The following is a 16,873-nucleotide window of genomic DNA, read 5'->3' as shown; positions in this document are numbered from 1 at the left end:
TGCTCTCTATAAGTTGCCCCGCAATTCCAACCCGAGGCAAGACATGACCTACCATCCCAAATCGGATTTCATCGCGGTGATGATGGAGCGCGGCTTTCTCGCCGACTGCACCGATTACCAGGGTCTCGACGAGGCGCTGATCAAGGGATGCCAGCCGGGCTATATCGGCTTTGACGCCACCGCCAAGTCGCTTCACGTGGGCAGCCTGATCCAGATCATGATGCTGCGCTGGCTGCAAAAGACCGGGCACAAGCCGATCACACTGATGGGCGGCGGCACCACCAAGGTGGGTGACCCATCCTTTCGCGCCGATGAACGCCCGCTACTCACGCCGGACCAGATTGACGGCAATATCGCTGGCATCCGCAAGGTCTTTGCCGCCTATATCGACTATGACAGCGGCGCCGAAAACGCCGCGCTGATGCTCAACAATGCCGAGTGGCTGGACGACCTGAACTATCTCGATTTCCTGCGCGATATCGGGCGGCATTTCAGCGTAAACCGGATGCTTAGCTTCGAGAGCGTGAAATCCCGCCTCGACCGCGAACAATCGCTCAGCTTCCTGGAATTCAACTACATGATCCTCCAGGCCTATGACTTCATGGAGTTGAACCGCCGTTACGGCTGCATCCTGCAAATGGGCGGTTCGGATCAGTGGGGCAATATCGTCAACGGCATCGACCTGACCCGCCGGGTGATCGACCATGAGGTCTATGGCCTCACTTCGCCGTTGCTAACCACCTCGGACGGCAAGAAGATGGGCAAGTCCCAGGACGGTGCAGTCTGGCTCAACGCCGACATGCGTTCGCCTTACGAATTCTGGCAGTTCTGGCGCAACACCACCGATGCCGACGTAGGCCGCTTTCTCAAGCTTTACACCGAGCTGCCGGTCGAGGAATGCGCCCGCTTGGGTGTGCTGGCAGGCTCGGACATCAACGAAGCCAAGATCATCCTCGCCAACGAGGTCACTACGCTCTGCCACGGGGCTGAAGCCGCCGCAACCGCCGAGGCGACCGCGCGCGAGGTGTTCGAGAAGGGCGGTGTGGGCGACGACCTGCCAACCCTCACCCTCAGCGCCGAAGAGTTGGGTGACGGAATGTCCATCGTGCAGATCATTGTCAAATCGGGGCTCGCCAAATCGGGCAAAGAGGCCAAGCGCCTGATCGCCGAAAACGGCGCCCGCCTCGATGACACGCCGCTGACCGACGCAGGCCTGATGATCGACGCAGGCGCCCTAGCCTCGCCGATCAAGTTGAGCGCAGGCAAGAAACGCCATGCGCTGGTGCAATTGGGATAGAAGACCCGCAGGAATCAAGCTTGGCGCTGCTTGAAAAAAATTCAAAGCAGCGTCCAAGCGGCGGAATGCGCCCATTGGCCGAGCATAGCCTTCAATAAACTAAAAATACTCTCCGCGAGCTATGGCTATCAGTGACCGCGGTCCTTCGCTTTTCATATCGTCGCTTTGGCTTTCATGCGCTCCTTTTAAGGGAAACAGCAAATCAATCGTGCTGTTTCAGAAACTCCGACACGCATCTGATGTAGGCTTCCGTTTCCTCGATGTGCGCCACATGTGCCGAAGCTTCAAAGATCACCATTTCAGCGTTGGGAATGCCTTTTTGCAAGGTTTCAGCACAGTTCGGACCAAGTTCGTCATGGCGGCCACAGGTGATCAGGCACGGGATTTTGATCTGACCGAGATCCGGAATGCGGTTCCAGTAACGCAGGTTGCCGATGGTGGTGAACTCGTTCGGGCCGTTGATTGTCTCGTAGACCTGATTGTGGTGCAGGTTCTCTACCGAGCGCATAAGGCAGTCCGGCCACTCCTCCAAACGGCAAACATGGTTGCCATAAAACACCTGTTCGGCCGCGGCATAGGCCTCATGTTCGAACTCACCGCGCGGCCCGTGGTATTGCAGTGCCTTTCGGTGCTTGTCTGGCAGTTCCGCAATCAGGCGGTCACATTCCGCCGAAAACTGCGGAATCGAGGCCGAGGTCGACGCCAGGACCATACTGGCCAGACCCGGCGGGTGACGCAGCAGGTATTCAATGCCCAGCCAACCGCCCCAGCTTTGTCCAAGTATATGGCAGCGCCCCAAGTCAAGGGCATCGCGCACTTCCTGAACCTCATCCGAAAAGCGTTCAATGGTCCATAGCGCGGGGTTGTTCGGCTTGTCCGATTTCCCACAGCCAAGCTGATCGTAGAAAATCACCGGACGGTCAGCTCCAAGCGCCTCAAGCGGTTCGAGATAGTCATGCCCGGCCCCGGGCCCGCCATGTAGCAGCAATAGCGGTAAGCCGGGGCCGCTGCCTACCGTCTTAGTCCAGACCTTTTGGCCATTATTCAGGTCAATCCTGCGCTCCACAGCAATTCTCCCCCTTGTCGGATGCTCGGCTAGTATCCACAGCCTTGGGGTTTCATTTTACTCGAAACATGCTTGTCAGGGAAACGACACGACGAAAGGGCAGAGCTCAATCCAGCGCTGTTCACGAGAGACAAGGCAACGCCTTGGCTTTTCAACCGGGAAAAGCGGGTTTGAAAGAAGACCCGGCTAGACCGCGGTGGAGAACTGCCATACGACTTTGTCATGACCGACGTTTTGCAGCCTCGTCGCCTTTCCGCCATCCTTGCCGCGGACATAGTCGGGTATTCCCGGCTGATGGCCGAAGACGAGTCAAGGACTCTGGGCGCACTCAATCAGCACCGGAAGATCGTTTTCGCTCCGATTGTGTCCCGCAACAACGGACGCGTGGTGAAACTCATGGGTGATGGTGCCCTCGTGGAGTTCCTGAGTGTTCTGGATGCCGTGCAATGTGGCAAAGACATTCAGGAAACGATGGCAGGTCTGGATGACACCTCGGGCATCACCCTGAGGATCGGAATCAATCTGGGCGACATAATCTTTCAGGACGACGATATTTTTGGCGATGGTGTGAATGTTGCCAGCAGGCTGGAACAACTGGCCCGACCAGGGGGCATATGCATTTCCTCGGTCGTACAGGAAAGCGTCGGCGACCGCTTGGGAATGGCCTTTCAGGACGGCGGAATTGTCTCAGTAAAGAATATCGACCGTCCCCTGCGGGTGTTCCATTGGCATCCGCAGAATGCCACTGACGCACAGCCTGCAAAGCAACGCAATTCTTCATCCTCTCGCGACGCACCCCATTCCATCGCCGTCCTGCCTCTGGACAACATGTCCGGCGACCCAGAACAGGAGTATTTTTCGGACGGGATCAGTGAAGACATCATCACCGATCTGTCCAAGGTCTCCGGTTTGACGGTGATCGCACGCAATTCTAGCTTTGCCTACAAGGGAAAGCCCGTTGATTTGCGCATCATTGGACAGGAACTGGGTGTTACCCATGTTCTGGAAGGCAGCGTTAGGAAGGCCGGGCAACGTGTCCGCATCAATGCGCAGCTGATTGATGCCAGAGACGGAAGTCACGTCTGGGCAGATCGCTACGACCGGGACCTGACCGACATTTTTGCGGTACAAGACGAGGTGACGCTTGAAATCGTTAAGGCGTTAAAGGTTTCGCTGACCTCCACCGAGCGTGCCAACATCACAGATGTCGGCACGGCCAACATAGAGGCCCACGAAGACTTCATGCGCATGCGCGGTTTTCTGTTCTTTCCCGGTATGAACGCTGACGGCTGGAAGCAGGCGGTCTTTTATGGCGAACGGGCAATTTCCCGTGATCCGGATTATGCAGACGCACATGCCATTCTCGCAATAATGCATGTGTTGGATTTCCATAACCACTGGTCTGGCACCTCTTCCGAAGAAGCGATGCGTAGGGCCGAGGTATTTGCCCAACAAGGTTTGAAAATCAGGCCAGACGGGCTGTGGACCAATCACGCTTTTGCGGTCATCGCGCGCTGGCAGGGAAAGCTGGACCTAGCGAGTGAACTGCTTGACAAGGCGATGTCGAAAAGCTCCGATTATTCTTTGGGCTGGTTCACTAGGGGCGAAATTGAGCTGGCTCAGGGCAAGCTAGAAGGCGCGATCGACCATCTTGAGCGCGCTATCCGGCTTGATCCGTCATTTCGCCATCAATACCTGCAGTTTCTGGCCATGGCGCATTTCCTGAAAGGCAACTTCGAAACCGCTGCGGTGCTGTTGCGAGAACGTGTTTTCCTCGTGAAAGACACCGATATCGGACGCGCCTGGTTGGCCTCCGCATTGGGGCACCTTGGCGAACTCGACCAAGCGCGTGCGATTTGGAAGGAACTGCAGGCCATTGACCCGTCATTTTCCATCAAAACCCGGCTGGCACGACTGTCTTTATCTGACTCGTCCCACGAAGAGATGGTCTTGCAAGGTTTGGCAAAGGCGGATTTGCTGGAAATTCGGTAACCTCGTACGGCAATTGCGGTTTTCGACAAACGAAACGCCCGCTCACGGCTCCAAAGCCGCCTCCCGACCTTGCCAACCTTACCGGCACGAGAGGTTTGACCGATCTCATTGCCACAGTTCCCGTGACCCAAGAAAGGGTTTCGGCCGATCAAACAGAGGTCGGGAGAAAAACGCCACGCTGTAGCGAAATTCTGGGTACCAGACGGGCTGTGATCTGTGTTCGATTGGCCGTCAAGACAGACATTGCTCTCTGATCGTGCTAGGCATTGTCTTGTCCTGCAATCAGGAACTGCAAATTGACAAGTGAGCCTTTCTACAAAGCGCATTGGCGCCACATTGAGCAGGACCGGATGTCGGCATACAAATCCGGCTTCCAATGGGACAACGCAGCCGAAACACTCTACGCGCCGGCAGGTATTTCAACAGGCCAAATCGTAGCCGACTTTGGATGTGGCCCGGGCAAAATCGCCGTAGAATTGGCCCGACGGGTGGGCGATGAGGGCCAGGTCCACGCCATAGACATCAACTCCGACTTTCTTGAAATTGCTAGACGAAACGCCACCCAAGCTGGTGTCGCCGATCGCCTGCACACGCATCATAGCGACGGGATCACGCTTCCGCTTGCCGACAATTCCCTGGACCGGGTAACCGCCCGCAATACTCTCATGTATGTTGACGAACCGGTTGAAACCCTGCGGGAGTTTCGCCGCGCACTTAGACCTGGCGGCCTGACCCACGCCATCGACGGCGATTGGTACATGATGGTCGCCGAGCCGGTCGAGCACGATCTGTGGCGGGCCTTCGTCAAGTCTGCGTCTTTTGCCTGCCGGAATTCGGACATGGGCAGAAAGCTGTACCGGACATTTGCGGAGGCGGGGTTTCACGATATTAAGATTTCGGTTTTCGCGAACGCAGACGTAAATGGCCGTCTGTTGGGTATGGTTCACAACATGGCCAAATATGCAATGGAAAGCCGAATTCTGGACGCCGGCTCAATCAAGCAAGTTGTCGAACAGATCGAAAGAGCTCTCGACAGAGGAACCTACCTGTTGGTGTCCCCTCAATTCGTTGTGACAGGATTCAAGCCGAGTTAGGTCCGACCAATGATGCTGCCAGGCACCTGGAGACGACGAAGCTCTCCAACAGACAAAACAATGCTCCTATGCGCTGCGAACTCAACGTCTCCGTCGATTTTCCAGCACTTCTCCGCGCAAACAGACCCTGTCAATCCGGAACCCCTGCCCGTCTCAGCAGATCGGAATAGTGTTCTGTGCGTTCGGCATCCTGAATCGTCAGGATTTTCGTCAGGTCAGAAACCGTCCTGCCTGGGCTTTTCTCGACAAATGTCCTGCCATGCAGCCTCGCGTTTTCCATGTCATCCAATTCGACATAAACCGCCGCCAGCCTCGCGTGCCAGTCTGGAAAATCACCCCGATCCAGCGCCTCCCGGAACAGCTCGACGGCTTTGTCGAACTCTCCAACCATCTGGTAGCCATAGGCCTCGGTCGCAAGCAGCCAGGGCGGATGGATCGGGCTAACCTTCTTGGCCCTCTGCAACAGCTCAAGCCCCCGAGAAACATCACCGACAAGGATCAGTTGCCATGCCAGGCCGGACAGGGCCGACAGATCGCTGGGCGCGAGTTTCAGCGCGATTTCTCTCAGCTCCAGCCCCTGCTCCACCTGCCCGTTCTCGATGTAATAGTTGCCAAGCTGTATGAAACAGCTGTGTTTCGCCGGGTCCAGTTCGGCGCAGGCTTCCGCGAGGTTAAGCCACTTCTTTCTGTCTCCCTCCGGGTCATGCGACCAGCCGCGCCGCAATGCTTCACGATAGGTCCAAGCCTGCCCGGCAAGCGGTTCGGCCCAATTCGGATCCAGCTGCGCCGCCGTTTCATACAAATGTCGTGCGCGCAAGTTGCTGTCTTCGCGAAACTTGAAGCCTTCCGACAGTGCTTCGAAATTGGTCAGCCACGCCTCGATGTCTCTGGTTCCGCCACTGAGATATCCGGCAGTATCGCCATGCGTCAGTTCGATCTGCAAGCCGACAAGAACATTACGTACGATGTCATCCTGCAGTTCAAGAAAATGCGACAGGTTCCGGTCATACCGTCTCGACCAAACAGTAGACGCATCCTGGCCCGAAGAAACCTCGACAAAGATTCGCAAAGAAGACCCGTCGCGCTGTACCGATCCGGTCATGACATGGCTGACCCCCAGTTCAGCAGCGATAGCCGCAATGTCAATTTCCCGGTTCCGGTACCGCGCCGCCGTGTTTTCCGCGATGGTCAGCAGTTCCGGAACCCGCGACAGTGCCACGTTGACATCCGAGCTGAGTCCAGCCACGAACGGCTCGATTTCGGGGTCTCCGGACAGGTTCCTGAAAGGAATGACAGCGATCGAAGGCGGGTCAGCAAGAAGTACAACTTCCTCTCGAGTGGGTGACTTGCGGATCATCAAAGCAGCGATGACCGCCAGAACAACCAGTACTCCCAGTATCACGGGAAACCTGCTGTTTCCCCTGTGCTGTAACCTGACTGATTCCTTTTGCGGCTCTTCGGCCACCACGACGGGGGCTGCCAGCTGATAGCCCTTGCCGGGAATTGTCAGCACAAGCTGCTTACCCACGTCACCAAGCGCGTCTCGAATATCGCAGATGCTGTGGGCCAGCGTATCGGCCGACGCGATAGTGTCGGGCCAGACGGCATTCAAAAGCGCCTGTCTTTCCACCGGCTTCCCGGCACTCCGCACCAGGAAGGCCAGAACATCGAAGCTTTTTGGACGCAGAGAAACCTTACGACCGCCGCTAAAGAGTTGACGGCGCATCAAGTCCATTTCGAATTCGCTGAAAACGTACCTCACTCGGGTCTTGCTCCTTCCTGTCAGGCCGGACGCATGAAGTGATATTACACCGAAAATCCCGTCTTTTCACTATTCCTGTTCACACCCGCGCTCTCAGGGTCCGTTGATTTCATGAGGTTTCATGGAATTTCGTTTGCCCCCCGGCGTCGGCTGCCCCGAGACTGGATGCCATTCCTAGATAACCCGCGAAAGTACGACAGATGCTGGATTCTCTGCCCGTTACCGCAATCGTACCATCCTGCGCCATCATCGCATTCGCCGCAGCACTGTCCCTGAATTCGGCGCCGCGCCGCAGCCACTCCCCAGGTTTCGGCAGTTACACCAAGACCGAATGCGCACCGGGCATCGCGGTCGAGGTGCCTTCACGCGATAAGGCTCAGGCCTACTTCCGTTGCGCTAACAAAGCCACCAGAACTGTGCTGTCCCCAATCGAGGCGCATGGTTGCGCGACGAAATACCTCGAATTCAAGCTTTCATTTCTGCCGAATATCTCGCTGGAAGACTTTGAGGCGATGTCCCCGATCCAGCGCTCCGAGACCAACCGGCTCAGCTATCTGCTCTATCTGAAATGGCAAAAACAAAAGCTTGCCGAAAGGTTGTTGAATGCACGGGCCAGTCCCTAGCCCTTACACAAGAAAACCTCAAATTGATCTGATTTTTCTAGAAACTGGCATGCAGGTCCTGCAAACGACCTTTCTCATCCCGCATTGGTCCGAGCGAACCCTGCAAGAAATTCCCTTGCACTGATCCAGCGGGATTCGCCACCCGAACCCGATGCGATTGATGAAGATAATTCCACTCACCACACGCCGTCTGTCACGCTGGAAGTTTACGCACACTTTTTCGAAGGGCTGGAAGACGTCCAGCCCCTCGATATGGCCGCATGAGAATTGCCTATCTGAGGCACGGTTTACTCGCGCGCAATCTCAAAAACGCAGGCTTTGAATGTCCGAGAAAACGTTTCAAGATCACAAGCGTCGCCTTTAAGACGAGTTTCTTGCAGGGCGATTCAAGCCGCTGACGCGGCCACTACCAGCACAACTAAACCCTTATTTACAAAAGAAAAAAAGGGGCTCCTCCGATGCAATTCGGAAGCGCCCCTTTTCATGGTACCCAAGGCCGGACTCGAACCGGCACGCCCGCAAAGGCGGGGGATTTTGAATCCCCTGCGTCTACCATTCCGCCACTTGGGCCACGAACACTGGATTAGCGTCCGAATTGAGGAAGGTCCAGAGGCAAAAATCAGCAATTGCCTATTGCAGATGTTGACGGCTCGCGATCCGCATGATTTGCCCTGCAGTCGAGATTGATTGGTGGAAACGGAAACCCGATGCTGCGCTCTCTTTATGACCGGACAATTCGTCTGGCGGAACATCCGCACGCCATGTGGGCGCTTGCCGCGGTTGCTTTCATAGAAAGCTCGGTTTTTCCGATCCCGCCTGACGTGCTGATGATTCCGATGATTCTGGCCCGCCCCTCACGAGCCTGGCTGATTGCCTCGGTCGCCCTGGTCGCGTCGGTTCTTGGTGGATTGCTGGGCTATGCCATTGGCGCCTTCTTTTATGACAGCGTCGGCCAGCCAATATTGCAGGCCATGGGCAAGGCTCAGGCGATGGAGGAGTTCAACACCCGCTTCAACGATTTCGGTTTTTGGGCGGTGTTGACTGCGGGTGTGACCCCATTCCCCTACAAAGTCATCACCATCATGTCAGGCTGGACAGGAATGCCACTTGGAACTTTCATTGCAACTTCGATCCTAGCCCGCGCGCTTCGGTTCTTTGTGCTTGCAGGGCTGTTGTGGGGTTTTGGTGAGCCAATCCGAGATTTCATCGAAAAAAGGCTCGGTCTGGTTTTCACATTGTTTATCGTGCTTCTGATCGGTGGTTTCATGCTGGTGAGATACCTATGACCAACAAAAAAAACCTTATCATCTTAGCCGCACTCGGGTCCGCGGCGATGCTTTTGGGGGCGTGGGGGTTTCAGCATCTCGGCGGCATGGCTCCCTGTAAGCTATGCATCTGGCAGCGCTATCCTCATGGAGCAGCTTTTTTGATTGGCGGCGTGGCGCTCGCCCTGCCCTCGCTTCGCTCCTTACCTTATGCAGGTGCGTTCGCCGCACTGACGACAGCTGTTATCGGGCTTTATCACACCGGGGTTGAACGCGGTTGGTGGGAAGGTCCGACAACCTGCACATCCGGAGACATCGGCGGCCTGTCGGCTGAACAGTTGATGGAGCAAATCATGGCGGCGCCACTGGTACGTTGCGACGAAGTGCCGTGGGAATTGTTTGGGCTATCCATGGCCAGCTGGAACGCGGTTGTCTCAATGGGGCTGGCCGCAATCTGGCTTGCAGCCGCCCGCGCCAGATAGCGCCAATTTCAGGCTTCCAGTTCTGCATCCCAATACAGAAAATCCATCCAGCTGTCGTGCAGGTGGTTGGGAGGGAACTTGCGCCCGATATTTCGCAACTCTTCGGCCTGTGGCTGGCGCGGCGGCTTGCGCAATGTCATCCCGGCGCGTTTGAGCGATTTCGACCCTTTGCGCAGATTGCATGAACTGCAGGCAGCTACCACATTCTGCCAACTTGTAACCCCGCCCGCCGCACGCGGAACGACGTGATCAAAGGTCAGATCCCCTTTTGCACCGCAATACTGACAGCGGAATTCATCGCGCAAAAATAAATTAAAGCGCGTGAAGGCCACGCGCTTTTGAGGTTTCACATAGTCTTTCAGCACAACCACCGACGGTATTCGGATCACTGTGCTGGGACTGCGGACAACTTCGTCGTATTCCGCCACGATATCCACCCTGTCAAGCCAGGCGGCCTTGATCGCTTCCTGCCAGGGCCAAAGTGACAGGGGATAGTAGGATAAAGGCCGATAATCCGCGTTCAGAACCAACGCCGGATGGTGTTTCAACGCACCGGGTTCCCTGACAAATTCGGTCCTGAAGTCTCCGTCCATCACAGACTCGCTCCTCGCTCTCTACTGCCCGTTCGTGACACCAGAGCGGGGAGCACCCGCCCCAGCCTTACCTTGACTATATATCGTGTCAAAACTCTGACAAGCCCAGAGTTTCTACAATATGTCGAAGAAAGAATACTGTACTTCGGCAACAAGCGGGTGACAGTTATCCACAGCTTGCCCAGTATCCCCTAAGCAGGATATGTGAGTGATCATGTCCTGGTTCATCCGCTTCAACAAACCCTATGACGTGCTGCCACAATTCACCGATCGCGGCAGCGTCGCATCGCCGCGCCGGACCCTGTCGGATTTCATCGACTTGCCTGGCGTCTATCCCGCCGGACGTCTCGACCGGGACAGCGAGGGACTGATGCTATTGACGGATGTCGGCAGGCTACAAACCCGGATCGCGGACCCGAAACACAAAACATCCAAGACCTATTGGGTTCAGGTCGAGGGACTTCCCGACAACGCCGCATTGTCCGTTTTGAGACAGGGGGTCGAACTGAAAGATGGCTTGACGCGACCAGCCAAGGCCCGCCTGATCGGAGAGCCGATGAATCTTTGGCCGCGCAACCCGCCAATCCGGGTCAGGAAGTCCGTGCCCGACAGTTGGATCGAACTGACCCTTCGTGAAGGCCGAAATCGGCAGGTGCGCCGCATGACCGCCGCCGTCGGTCACCCCACCCTGCGCCTTATCCGGTATAGTATCGGAGAGTGGACACTGGATGATCTCGCTCCCGGTGCTTGGGAAGCCCTTCCCCTTCCAGCTTCGGTCGCACGAAGACCGGACAACCACGAAAAGACAAGACGATGACCAGCAAGACGGGCTTCTTTCTGGTTCGAAATACCCTGGGGGTGAATTGCCCAAAGGACAAGAGGGGCAGCGCCCCTCATCCTCTCCAGCGGATTACAAGCCCAGCTTGTCGCGCATGAACGCCAACGCCACACTCAGCCCATCCGGAGCAATACCGTGACCGGTGCCTTTCATCACATGCGCATATACTTCCTTGAACCCCGCGCCTTGCAGTGCCTCGGCGGCCTCTGGCAGGGATTGTGGCGGCACGACATCGTCGGCATCGCCATGAACAAGAAGAACCGGCATCCGGCTGACCACTTCGTCGACCAGAATGTCGGGCTCCAGCAGCCGTCCGGAAAAGGCCACGATCCCTGCCACCGGATCTTCGCGGCGCGGCGCCACGTGCAGGCTCATCATCGTGCCCTGACTGAACCCGAACAGAACGACCTGTTCGGGCAATAGATCCTCATCCACCATAAGTGCGTCCAGAAAGGCGTTGAAATCCTCCACAGCCATTTCCATGCCACGACGCGCCTCTTCCTCGGACGAGCCGTCAATCCACGGAATCGGAAACCACTGAAATCCAAATGGCATCCCCGGAATGGTTTCGGGCGCATCAGGTGCGACGAACAGCGTATCCGGCAAATGCTCTCCCAACACATCTGCCAGCCCCAGCAAATCTGCCCCATTGGCTCCGTATCCGTGAACGAACACGACAGCCGAGCGCGTGCTGCCAGAAACCGGCTCTTTGCGGCCCGCATTCAAAACCCGTGTCATCTGATCCCTTCCCTGTCCTTCGCCACGCGGTAATAGGCCCACAACACACGGGCTGCAACCGACCGCCACGGGGACCAGGCTTCGGCCATTTGCCGCAGTTGTTTCTCTGTTGGCCGTTCCGAAAGGTCATAAAGAACGCGCGCAGCCTCCTGAAGTGCCAGGTCGCCCGGTGCAAAAACGTCCGCACGTCCCAGAGAAAACATGGCGTAAATCTCGGCCGTCCAGGCTCCGATGCCCGGAACTTCGGTCAGAGTTGTGATGATTTCCGCATCTGATGCTGAACGTAAGGCGTTGTAATCTATACGCGCCTCAGCCAAAGCGCGGGCATAGCGGATCTTCTGTCGGCTCAGGCCTGCGTTTCGCAAGTCGTCGTCGGTCGCCCACATGATCTTGCGCGGCCCAGTGAGTCTGGCCTGCCTAAGCCGGATCCAGATCGCGTTGGCTGATGCGACACTGACTTGCTGGCTGACAATCGCGCTCAGTAACTGCGCAAACCCGTCTGGCCTGCGACGTAGTGGCAGGGGACCCGTCAGTTCCATCGCACGCGCCATACGCGGGCATTGACCCGCCAGCCAGGCCGCCCCTTCGGCGACGCAATCAGACGTTTCGATTATCCGGCCGGTGCTCATCCGGGCACTCCGTTTCAAGGGACGCAACGTTTCACAGGTTAAGGTGCGCCACAGCACATTCAACCCGCTTGTGAACCTTTGGATTCGCCGGTACGGATCTGGCCATGACAATGGCGGCCCAATATCAAGACAACAGCCTTGCCAGAAGGAACGTGTTCGTTCTGGTGGCAGCGCAGGCTATTTTGGGCGCGCAGATGCCAATGGTTTTCATTGTCGGTGGCCTGGCCGGGCAGTCTCTTGCCAGCAACCCTTGTTTGGCCACCCTGCCCATCTCGCTGATCGTTCTGGGCTCGATGTTGGCGGCCACACCGATATCCGCGATCATGCAGAAATGGGGCCGGAAAGCCGGATTTCTCGTCGGCGCCACCGCCGGTTCTATGGGCGGTGCAGTCGGCGCCTATGGCCTTTATCTTGGCTCTTTTCCGGTTTTTCTGGGCGGCAGCCTGTTGACCGGTGTCTATATGAGCGCGCACGGATTCTATCGTTTTGCCGCCGCTGACACGGCCTCTGACGAATTCAGACCCAAGGCGATTTCTTATGTGATGGCAGGCGGCTTGGCTGCAGCGGTTATCGGGCCGCAGATTGTAAAACTGACGTCGCAAGCCTATGTCGTTCCATTTCTCGGTACATATTTTGCGGTCATCATGCTGAATGTTATCGGCTCCGGGCTGTTTCTGTTCCTGAACATCCCCAAGCCTTCGGCACCTTCTGATGACGCGCCACGTGGCCGGACTCGGCTGGAGCTGCTTCGAACCCCGCGCATCGCCGTCGCCGTTATTTGTGCCATGGTGTCTTACGCCCTGATGAATCTCGTCATGACCTCAACTCCCCTTGCGATCGTGGGTTGCGGGTTCTCTGAAAGCAATGCGGCAGACGTGGTGACCAGCCACGTCCTTGCCATGTACGTTCCCAGTTTTTTCACCGGGCATCTGATTGCGCGCTTCGGCGTGGAAAAGATCGTTTCCAGCGGACTCGCCATTCTCGCAGTCGCCGGTCTTGTCGCGCTGCAAGGTGTGAATCTTGGTAACTTCTATGTCGCCCTCATCCTGCTGGGCATCGGTTGGAATTTCGGGTTCATCGGCGCGACCACGATGCTGGCTGGCGCACATGACATAAATGAGCGTGGGCGGATGCAGGGGCTCAATGATCTGCTGGTGTTCGGTGGGGTAACACTGGCATCCTTGTCGTCAGGCGGGTTGATGAACTGTTCGGGCGGCTCGCCGGTCGAAGGCTGGACAGCGGTCAACCTTGCCATGGTGCCGTTGTTGACATTGGCAGGTGGGTCTTTGATCTGGCTGACGCTGAGCGGCCGTGATTCCGTAAGGTGATCCGGACTATGATCACGGTTTGGGATGGGCGGCCGCCAGCCTTGGCAACGCGAAAACCGATCAAACATCCGTGAATAGCCAAGTTTCGTTTCGATGACCACGATCAGGAAGGTACCCTGATCATATTATCCGTCTGTATTTCAGGGAGTTCGAAATGAACAAAGCCGCATTGTCGTTTTTGGCGCTTGCCTTCACGGGCCCAGCAGTTGCTGAAACCTATCATGTCGACCCAAGCCACACGGAAATCCGCGTATATTACAACCACGCAGGTATAACCGAACAATCCGGCGAGTGGACGGGAGTTTCAGGAACAATCGAATTCGACCCGAATGACGTCGCCGCTACAATGGCGACCATCACGGTCGATGCCGCAAGCGTTTCGACAGGTGTCACAGCTCTGGACGACGATCTGAAAAGCAAGAACTTCTTTGAGGTGTCGGCGTTCCCCAAAATGAACTTCGTCTCGACGTCCGCAGTTCAGACCGGCGCCGATTCCCTCAGGCTGACCGGTGATCTGACAATAAGGGACGTGACGGCACCGATCATTCTGGACGTTCGCTTAACGTACATGGGAACCAACCCGATGGGCGCCTTTTTTGACTACTACAGCGGCGACTGGATCGGGGTGCACGCTACAAGTACCTTGCTGCGCAGCGACCTTGGTGTCGGGCAGTACGCGCCCCTGATTTCCGATGAAATCAGGCTGGAAATCTCGGCAGAGATGAAAGCGGGCGGCTGGAACTGATCTACCAACGACCGGTAGAAGCAACCCACATCAGTGATGCCCTTCGGTGAAACTCGCTTTGGCCAAGGGTCCCTTCCGAGACGCGGCGCGGTTCATTCAGCACCTGTTTCAGGATGGCCTCAGACTGCCACCCACACAACAGCGCCGGTCGTGCCTGCGTTGACACGTCAACACGACGTTGGCGGGCGCGGTGCAACCGGTCCAAAGCCAGTTGCGCCAGAGTCTGGATACCTTTCGTTGTCCCATCCAGCAAAGGGATGCGTCCGCGCACCTCAAGCTCTGGAATGGCCCGAAACCAGTTCGCTACGCCAGTGGCAAAAGCATAGTCGCGCACAACATCTTCTTTGGCTCCTCCCAGTATACGGGCGGCGACCCAGACCAACGTACCAGTGCTGTGATCAAGATAAGTGGCGAAATGCTCAGCATCCACAAAGGCATCTTTATATATATCCCACCGCCTTACCGCGACATATTCATCCATTTGCCCGGCCAGATCGGCAGGCAGGATCGAGGCCAAAGGCGTCACCACCTCGTGCCGCTTGACAGGTCTCCCCTTTGCAATTGCTTCCAAGGCGTCACGCCACCATTGCAGGCGCATCTCCGCAATCATCGGCTCTTGCGTGACCCAAGGCGCGCGGGCGACCTCGACGTTCAGAGCATAAAGCGGAAACAGCACCCGACGCGCGTCGACCGGTGCTGCCATGGTCGCGAGAAACCGATCGGGATCGGCCCGTTGCACCAACGCGGCGCACGCGTTCAGGTCGTCGTCAAACGTCACGTCCTACTCCGCCGCGCTTGCCTGCGCGCCACAATCGCGTACCAGTTTCCACTGGATCGCTTCGAGCAACGCCTCGAAAGAGGCATCAACTATGTTGGCGCTGACACCCACCGTTGACCAGCGCCGCCCCTTGCCGTCCTCGCTGTCGATGATGACCCGCGTTACCGCCTCAGTTCCGCCCTGGGTGATACGCACCTTGAAATCGACCAGATGCATGTCATCCAGGATCTCTGAATACCGTCCCAGGTCCTTGGCGAGCGCCTTGGCCAGCGCATTTACCGGCCCCCGGTCGCTGCCATTTTCGTCAAGGGACTCGCTTACCGACAGTTTCTTTTCACCGTCAACTTTCACCACGACAACGGCCTCGGACAGGCTGACCATCTTGTTGTACTTGTTCTTGCGGCGCTCAACGGTGACTTTATACCGCTTGACCTCGAAAAACTCGGGAAGCTGCCCCAGCTCCTCTCGCGCCAGCAGCTCGAACGAAGCCTGCGCGGTGTCATAGGAATAACCCTCGGCCTCGCGCTCTTTGATCCGCTCCAGAATCCGTCCCAGGGCCGAGTCGCCTGGCTCAACCGCCAGTCCGGCCTCGTTCAACCGTTTTCGCAAGTTAGACTGACCGGCCTGGTTCGACATCGGGATGACGCGGGAATTGCCAACTGTCGAGGGGTCCACATGCTCGTATGTCGACGGGTCCTTGAGTATGGCGCTGGCATGCAAGCCCGCCTTGTGGGCAAAGGCCGACGCACCCACATAAGCCGCCTGTTTGGTCGGTACCCGGTTCAGGATTTCATCCAGCATCCGGCTGATCCGCGTCAAACCGGCAAGCACTTCGTGGCTCACACCGGTTTCGAAGGTTGAAGCGTAAGGTTCCTTGAGCAACAGCGTCGGGATCAATGCGGTCAGATTGGCATTGCCGCAGCGTTCGCCCAACCCGTTCAGAGTACCCTGAATCTGCCGCGCGCCTGAATCCACGGCCGCGAGCGAACAGGCCACGGCGTTTTCGGTATCGTTGTGCGTGTGGATACCCAGCCGGTCACCGGGAAGACCGGCAGCAATCACTTCGGCCACGATCCGCCCCACCTCGGAGGGTAATGCGCCGCCGTTGGTATCGCATAGCACCACCCAGCGGGCCCCCATCTCCAGCGCGGCGCGACAGGTCGCAACGGCGTATTCCGGGTTGTCTTTATAGCCGTCAAAGAAATGCTCGGCGTCAAACAACGCCTCGCGCCCCTGCCCCACGATATGCGCCATCGAGGCCCGAATATTCTCGATATTCTCCTCCAGCGAAATGCCAAGCGCATGAGTCACGTGATAGTCATGCGCCTTTCCGACCAGACAGACCGCCTGAGTACCCGCATTCATAACTGCCGCAAGAACATCGTCGTTTTCCGCCGACCGACCCGACCTTTTGGTCATCCCAAAGGCCGTCAACCGCGCCTTGGTGGTCGGAGCGGCATCGAAAAACGCGCTGTCGGTCGGGTTCGCACCGGGCCAGCCGCCTTCGATATAGTCGATGCCCAGAACATCCAGCGCCTGCGCAATCCGCATCTTTTCAGCCGTCGAGAACTGCACACCCTGCGTCTGCTGGCCGTCCCGAAGGGTGGTGTCGTAGAGATAGAGGCGTTCAACCATTTAAAACC

Annotated in this window: 16 protein-coding genes and 1 tRNA gene; 9 read left to right on the top strand and 8 right to left on the bottom strand. The window is 57.1% G+C overall.

Going from position 1 to position 16,873, the window contains the following annotated elements:
* Positions 1 to 43: 43 nt before the first annotated feature.
* Positions 44 to 1,297: a tyrosine--tRNA ligase gene (tyrS, locus tag AC2FLX_RS12585; protein ID WP_480750496.1), complete on the top strand. Its 1,254-nt coding sequence runs from the start codon at positions 44 to 46 to the stop codon at positions 1,295 to 1,297.
* A gap of 202 nt (positions 1,298 to 1,499) precedes the next feature.
* Here the strand turns inward: tyrS and AC2FLX_RS12580 are convergent, their stop codons facing one another.
* Positions 1,500 to 2,363, bottom strand: coding sequence for a proline iminopeptidase-family hydrolase (locus AC2FLX_RS12580; protein WP_480750495.1), 864 nt, complete (start codon positions 2,361 to 2,363; stop codon positions 1,500 to 1,502).
* 222 nt (positions 2,364 to 2,585) lie between these two features.
* Here AC2FLX_RS12580 and AC2FLX_RS12575 point away from each other — a divergent pair, with 222 nt between their 5' ends.
* Together AC2FLX_RS12575 and AC2FLX_RS12570 are read left to right on the top strand one after the other, a co-directional pair.
* Positions 2,586 to 4,355: an adenylate/guanylate cyclase domain-containing protein gene (locus tag AC2FLX_RS12575; protein WP_496811470.1), complete on the top strand. Its 1,770-nt coding sequence runs from the start codon at positions 2,586 to 2,588 to the stop codon at positions 4,353 to 4,355.
* A 350-nt stretch (positions 4,356 to 4,705) separates the two neighbouring features.
* Complete coding sequence (locus AC2FLX_RS12570; RefSeq protein WP_496875438.1) at positions 4,706 to 5,449, top strand: methyltransferase domain-containing protein; 744 nt, start codon at positions 4,706 to 4,708, stop codon at positions 5,447 to 5,449.
* A gap of 130 nt (positions 5,450 to 5,579) precedes the next feature.
* On the opposite strand, the gene AC2FLX_RS12565 is transcribed toward AC2FLX_RS12570, so the two are convergent.
* Positions 5,580 to 7,211 (bottom strand): winged helix-turn-helix domain-containing protein, encoded by a 1,632-nt coding sequence (locus AC2FLX_RS12565; protein ID WP_496811295.1) that lies wholly within the window; start codon positions 7,209 to 7,211, stop codon positions 5,580 to 5,582.
* Between the two features lie 200 nt (positions 7,212 to 7,411).
* Here AC2FLX_RS12565 and AC2FLX_RS12560 point away from each other — a divergent pair, with 200 nt between their 5' ends.
* Positions 7,412 to 7,834, top strand: coding sequence for a hypothetical protein (locus AC2FLX_RS12560; protein WP_496811294.1), 423 nt, complete (start codon positions 7,412 to 7,414; stop codon positions 7,832 to 7,834).
* 484 nt (positions 7,835 to 8,318) lie between these two features.
* On the opposite strand, the gene AC2FLX_RS12555 is transcribed toward AC2FLX_RS12560, so the two are convergent.
* Positions 8,319 to 8,404 (bottom strand) — tRNA-Leu (locus AC2FLX_RS12555).
* A 137-nt stretch (positions 8,405 to 8,541) separates the two neighbouring features.
* On the opposite strand from AC2FLX_RS12555, the gene AC2FLX_RS12550 reads away from it, so the two are divergent.
* Positions 8,542 to 9,120, top strand: coding sequence for a YqaA family protein (locus AC2FLX_RS12550; RefSeq protein WP_480750490.1), 579 nt, complete (start codon positions 8,542 to 8,544; stop codon positions 9,118 to 9,120).
* Positions 9,117 to 9,581 carry a disulfide bond formation protein B gene (locus AC2FLX_RS12545; RefSeq protein WP_496811293.1) on the top strand — a complete coding sequence of 155 codons (465 nt, stop codon included), beginning with the start codon at positions 9,117 to 9,119 and terminating at the stop codon, positions 9,579 to 9,581. The genes AC2FLX_RS12550 and AC2FLX_RS12545 overlap by 4 nt, the downstream gene beginning before the upstream one ends.
* A gap of 8 nt (positions 9,582 to 9,589) precedes the next feature.
* Here AC2FLX_RS12545 and AC2FLX_RS12540 read toward each other — a convergent pair whose 3' ends face one another.
* Complete coding sequence (locus AC2FLX_RS12540) at positions 9,590 to 10,174, bottom strand: HNH endonuclease (RefSeq protein WP_480750488.1); 585 nt, start codon at positions 10,172 to 10,174, stop codon at positions 9,590 to 9,592.
* 214 nt (positions 10,175 to 10,388) lie between these two features.
* Between AC2FLX_RS12540 and AC2FLX_RS12535 the strand changes: the two genes are divergently transcribed.
* Positions 10,389 to 10,991: a pseudouridine synthase gene (locus AC2FLX_RS12535; protein WP_480750487.1), complete on the top strand. Its 603-nt coding sequence runs from the start codon at positions 10,389 to 10,391 to the stop codon at positions 10,989 to 10,991.
* Positions 10,992 to 11,084: 93 nt separating this feature from the next.
* Here AC2FLX_RS12535 and AC2FLX_RS12530 read toward each other — a convergent pair whose 3' ends face one another.
* On the bottom strand, positions 11,085 to 11,750 hold the full coding sequence (locus AC2FLX_RS12530; RefSeq protein WP_496811292.1) for an alpha/beta hydrolase: 666 nt from the start codon (positions 11,748 to 11,750) through the stop codon (positions 11,085 to 11,087).
* Positions 11,747 to 12,379, bottom strand: a complete 633-nt coding sequence (locus AC2FLX_RS12525) for a DNA-3-methyladenine glycosylase family protein (protein WP_480750485.1) — start codon at positions 12,377 to 12,379, stop codon at positions 11,747 to 11,749. The genes AC2FLX_RS12530 and AC2FLX_RS12525 overlap by 4 nt, the downstream gene beginning before the upstream one ends.
* Before the next feature lie 104 nt (positions 12,380 to 12,483).
* Between AC2FLX_RS12525 and AC2FLX_RS12520 the strand changes: the two genes are divergently transcribed.
* Together AC2FLX_RS12520 and AC2FLX_RS12515 are read left to right on the top strand one after the other, a co-directional pair.
* Complete coding sequence (locus AC2FLX_RS12520; RefSeq protein WP_496811291.1) at positions 12,484 to 13,707, top strand: MFS transporter; 1,224 nt, start codon at positions 12,484 to 12,486, stop codon at positions 13,705 to 13,707.
* 154 nt (positions 13,708 to 13,861) lie between these two features.
* On the top strand, positions 13,862 to 14,452 hold the full coding sequence (locus AC2FLX_RS12515; RefSeq protein ID WP_496811290.1) for a YceI family protein: 591 nt from the start codon (positions 13,862 to 13,864) through the stop codon (positions 14,450 to 14,452).
* A gap of 1 nt (position 14,453) precedes the next feature.
* On the opposite strand, the gene AC2FLX_RS12510 is transcribed toward AC2FLX_RS12515, so the two are convergent.
* A complete protein-coding gene (locus AC2FLX_RS12510) occupies positions 14,454 to 15,230 on the bottom strand; it encodes a squalene/phytoene synthase family protein (protein WP_496811289.1) in 777 nt (258 codons plus the stop codon).
* 3 nt (positions 15,231 to 15,233) lie between these two features.
* Positions 15,234 to 16,865 carry a citramalate synthase gene (cimA, locus tag AC2FLX_RS12505; RefSeq protein ID WP_496811288.1) on the bottom strand — a complete coding sequence of 544 codons (1,632 nt, stop codon included), beginning with the start codon at positions 16,863 to 16,865 and terminating at the stop codon, positions 15,234 to 15,236.
* Positions 16,866 to 16,873: the final 8 nt, after the last annotated feature.

Source organism: Ruegeria sp. YKSF57 (assembly GCF_059612585.1).
Note: the sequence above shows the minus strand (reverse complement) of the source record. Positions and strands in the feature narration are given on the sequence as shown.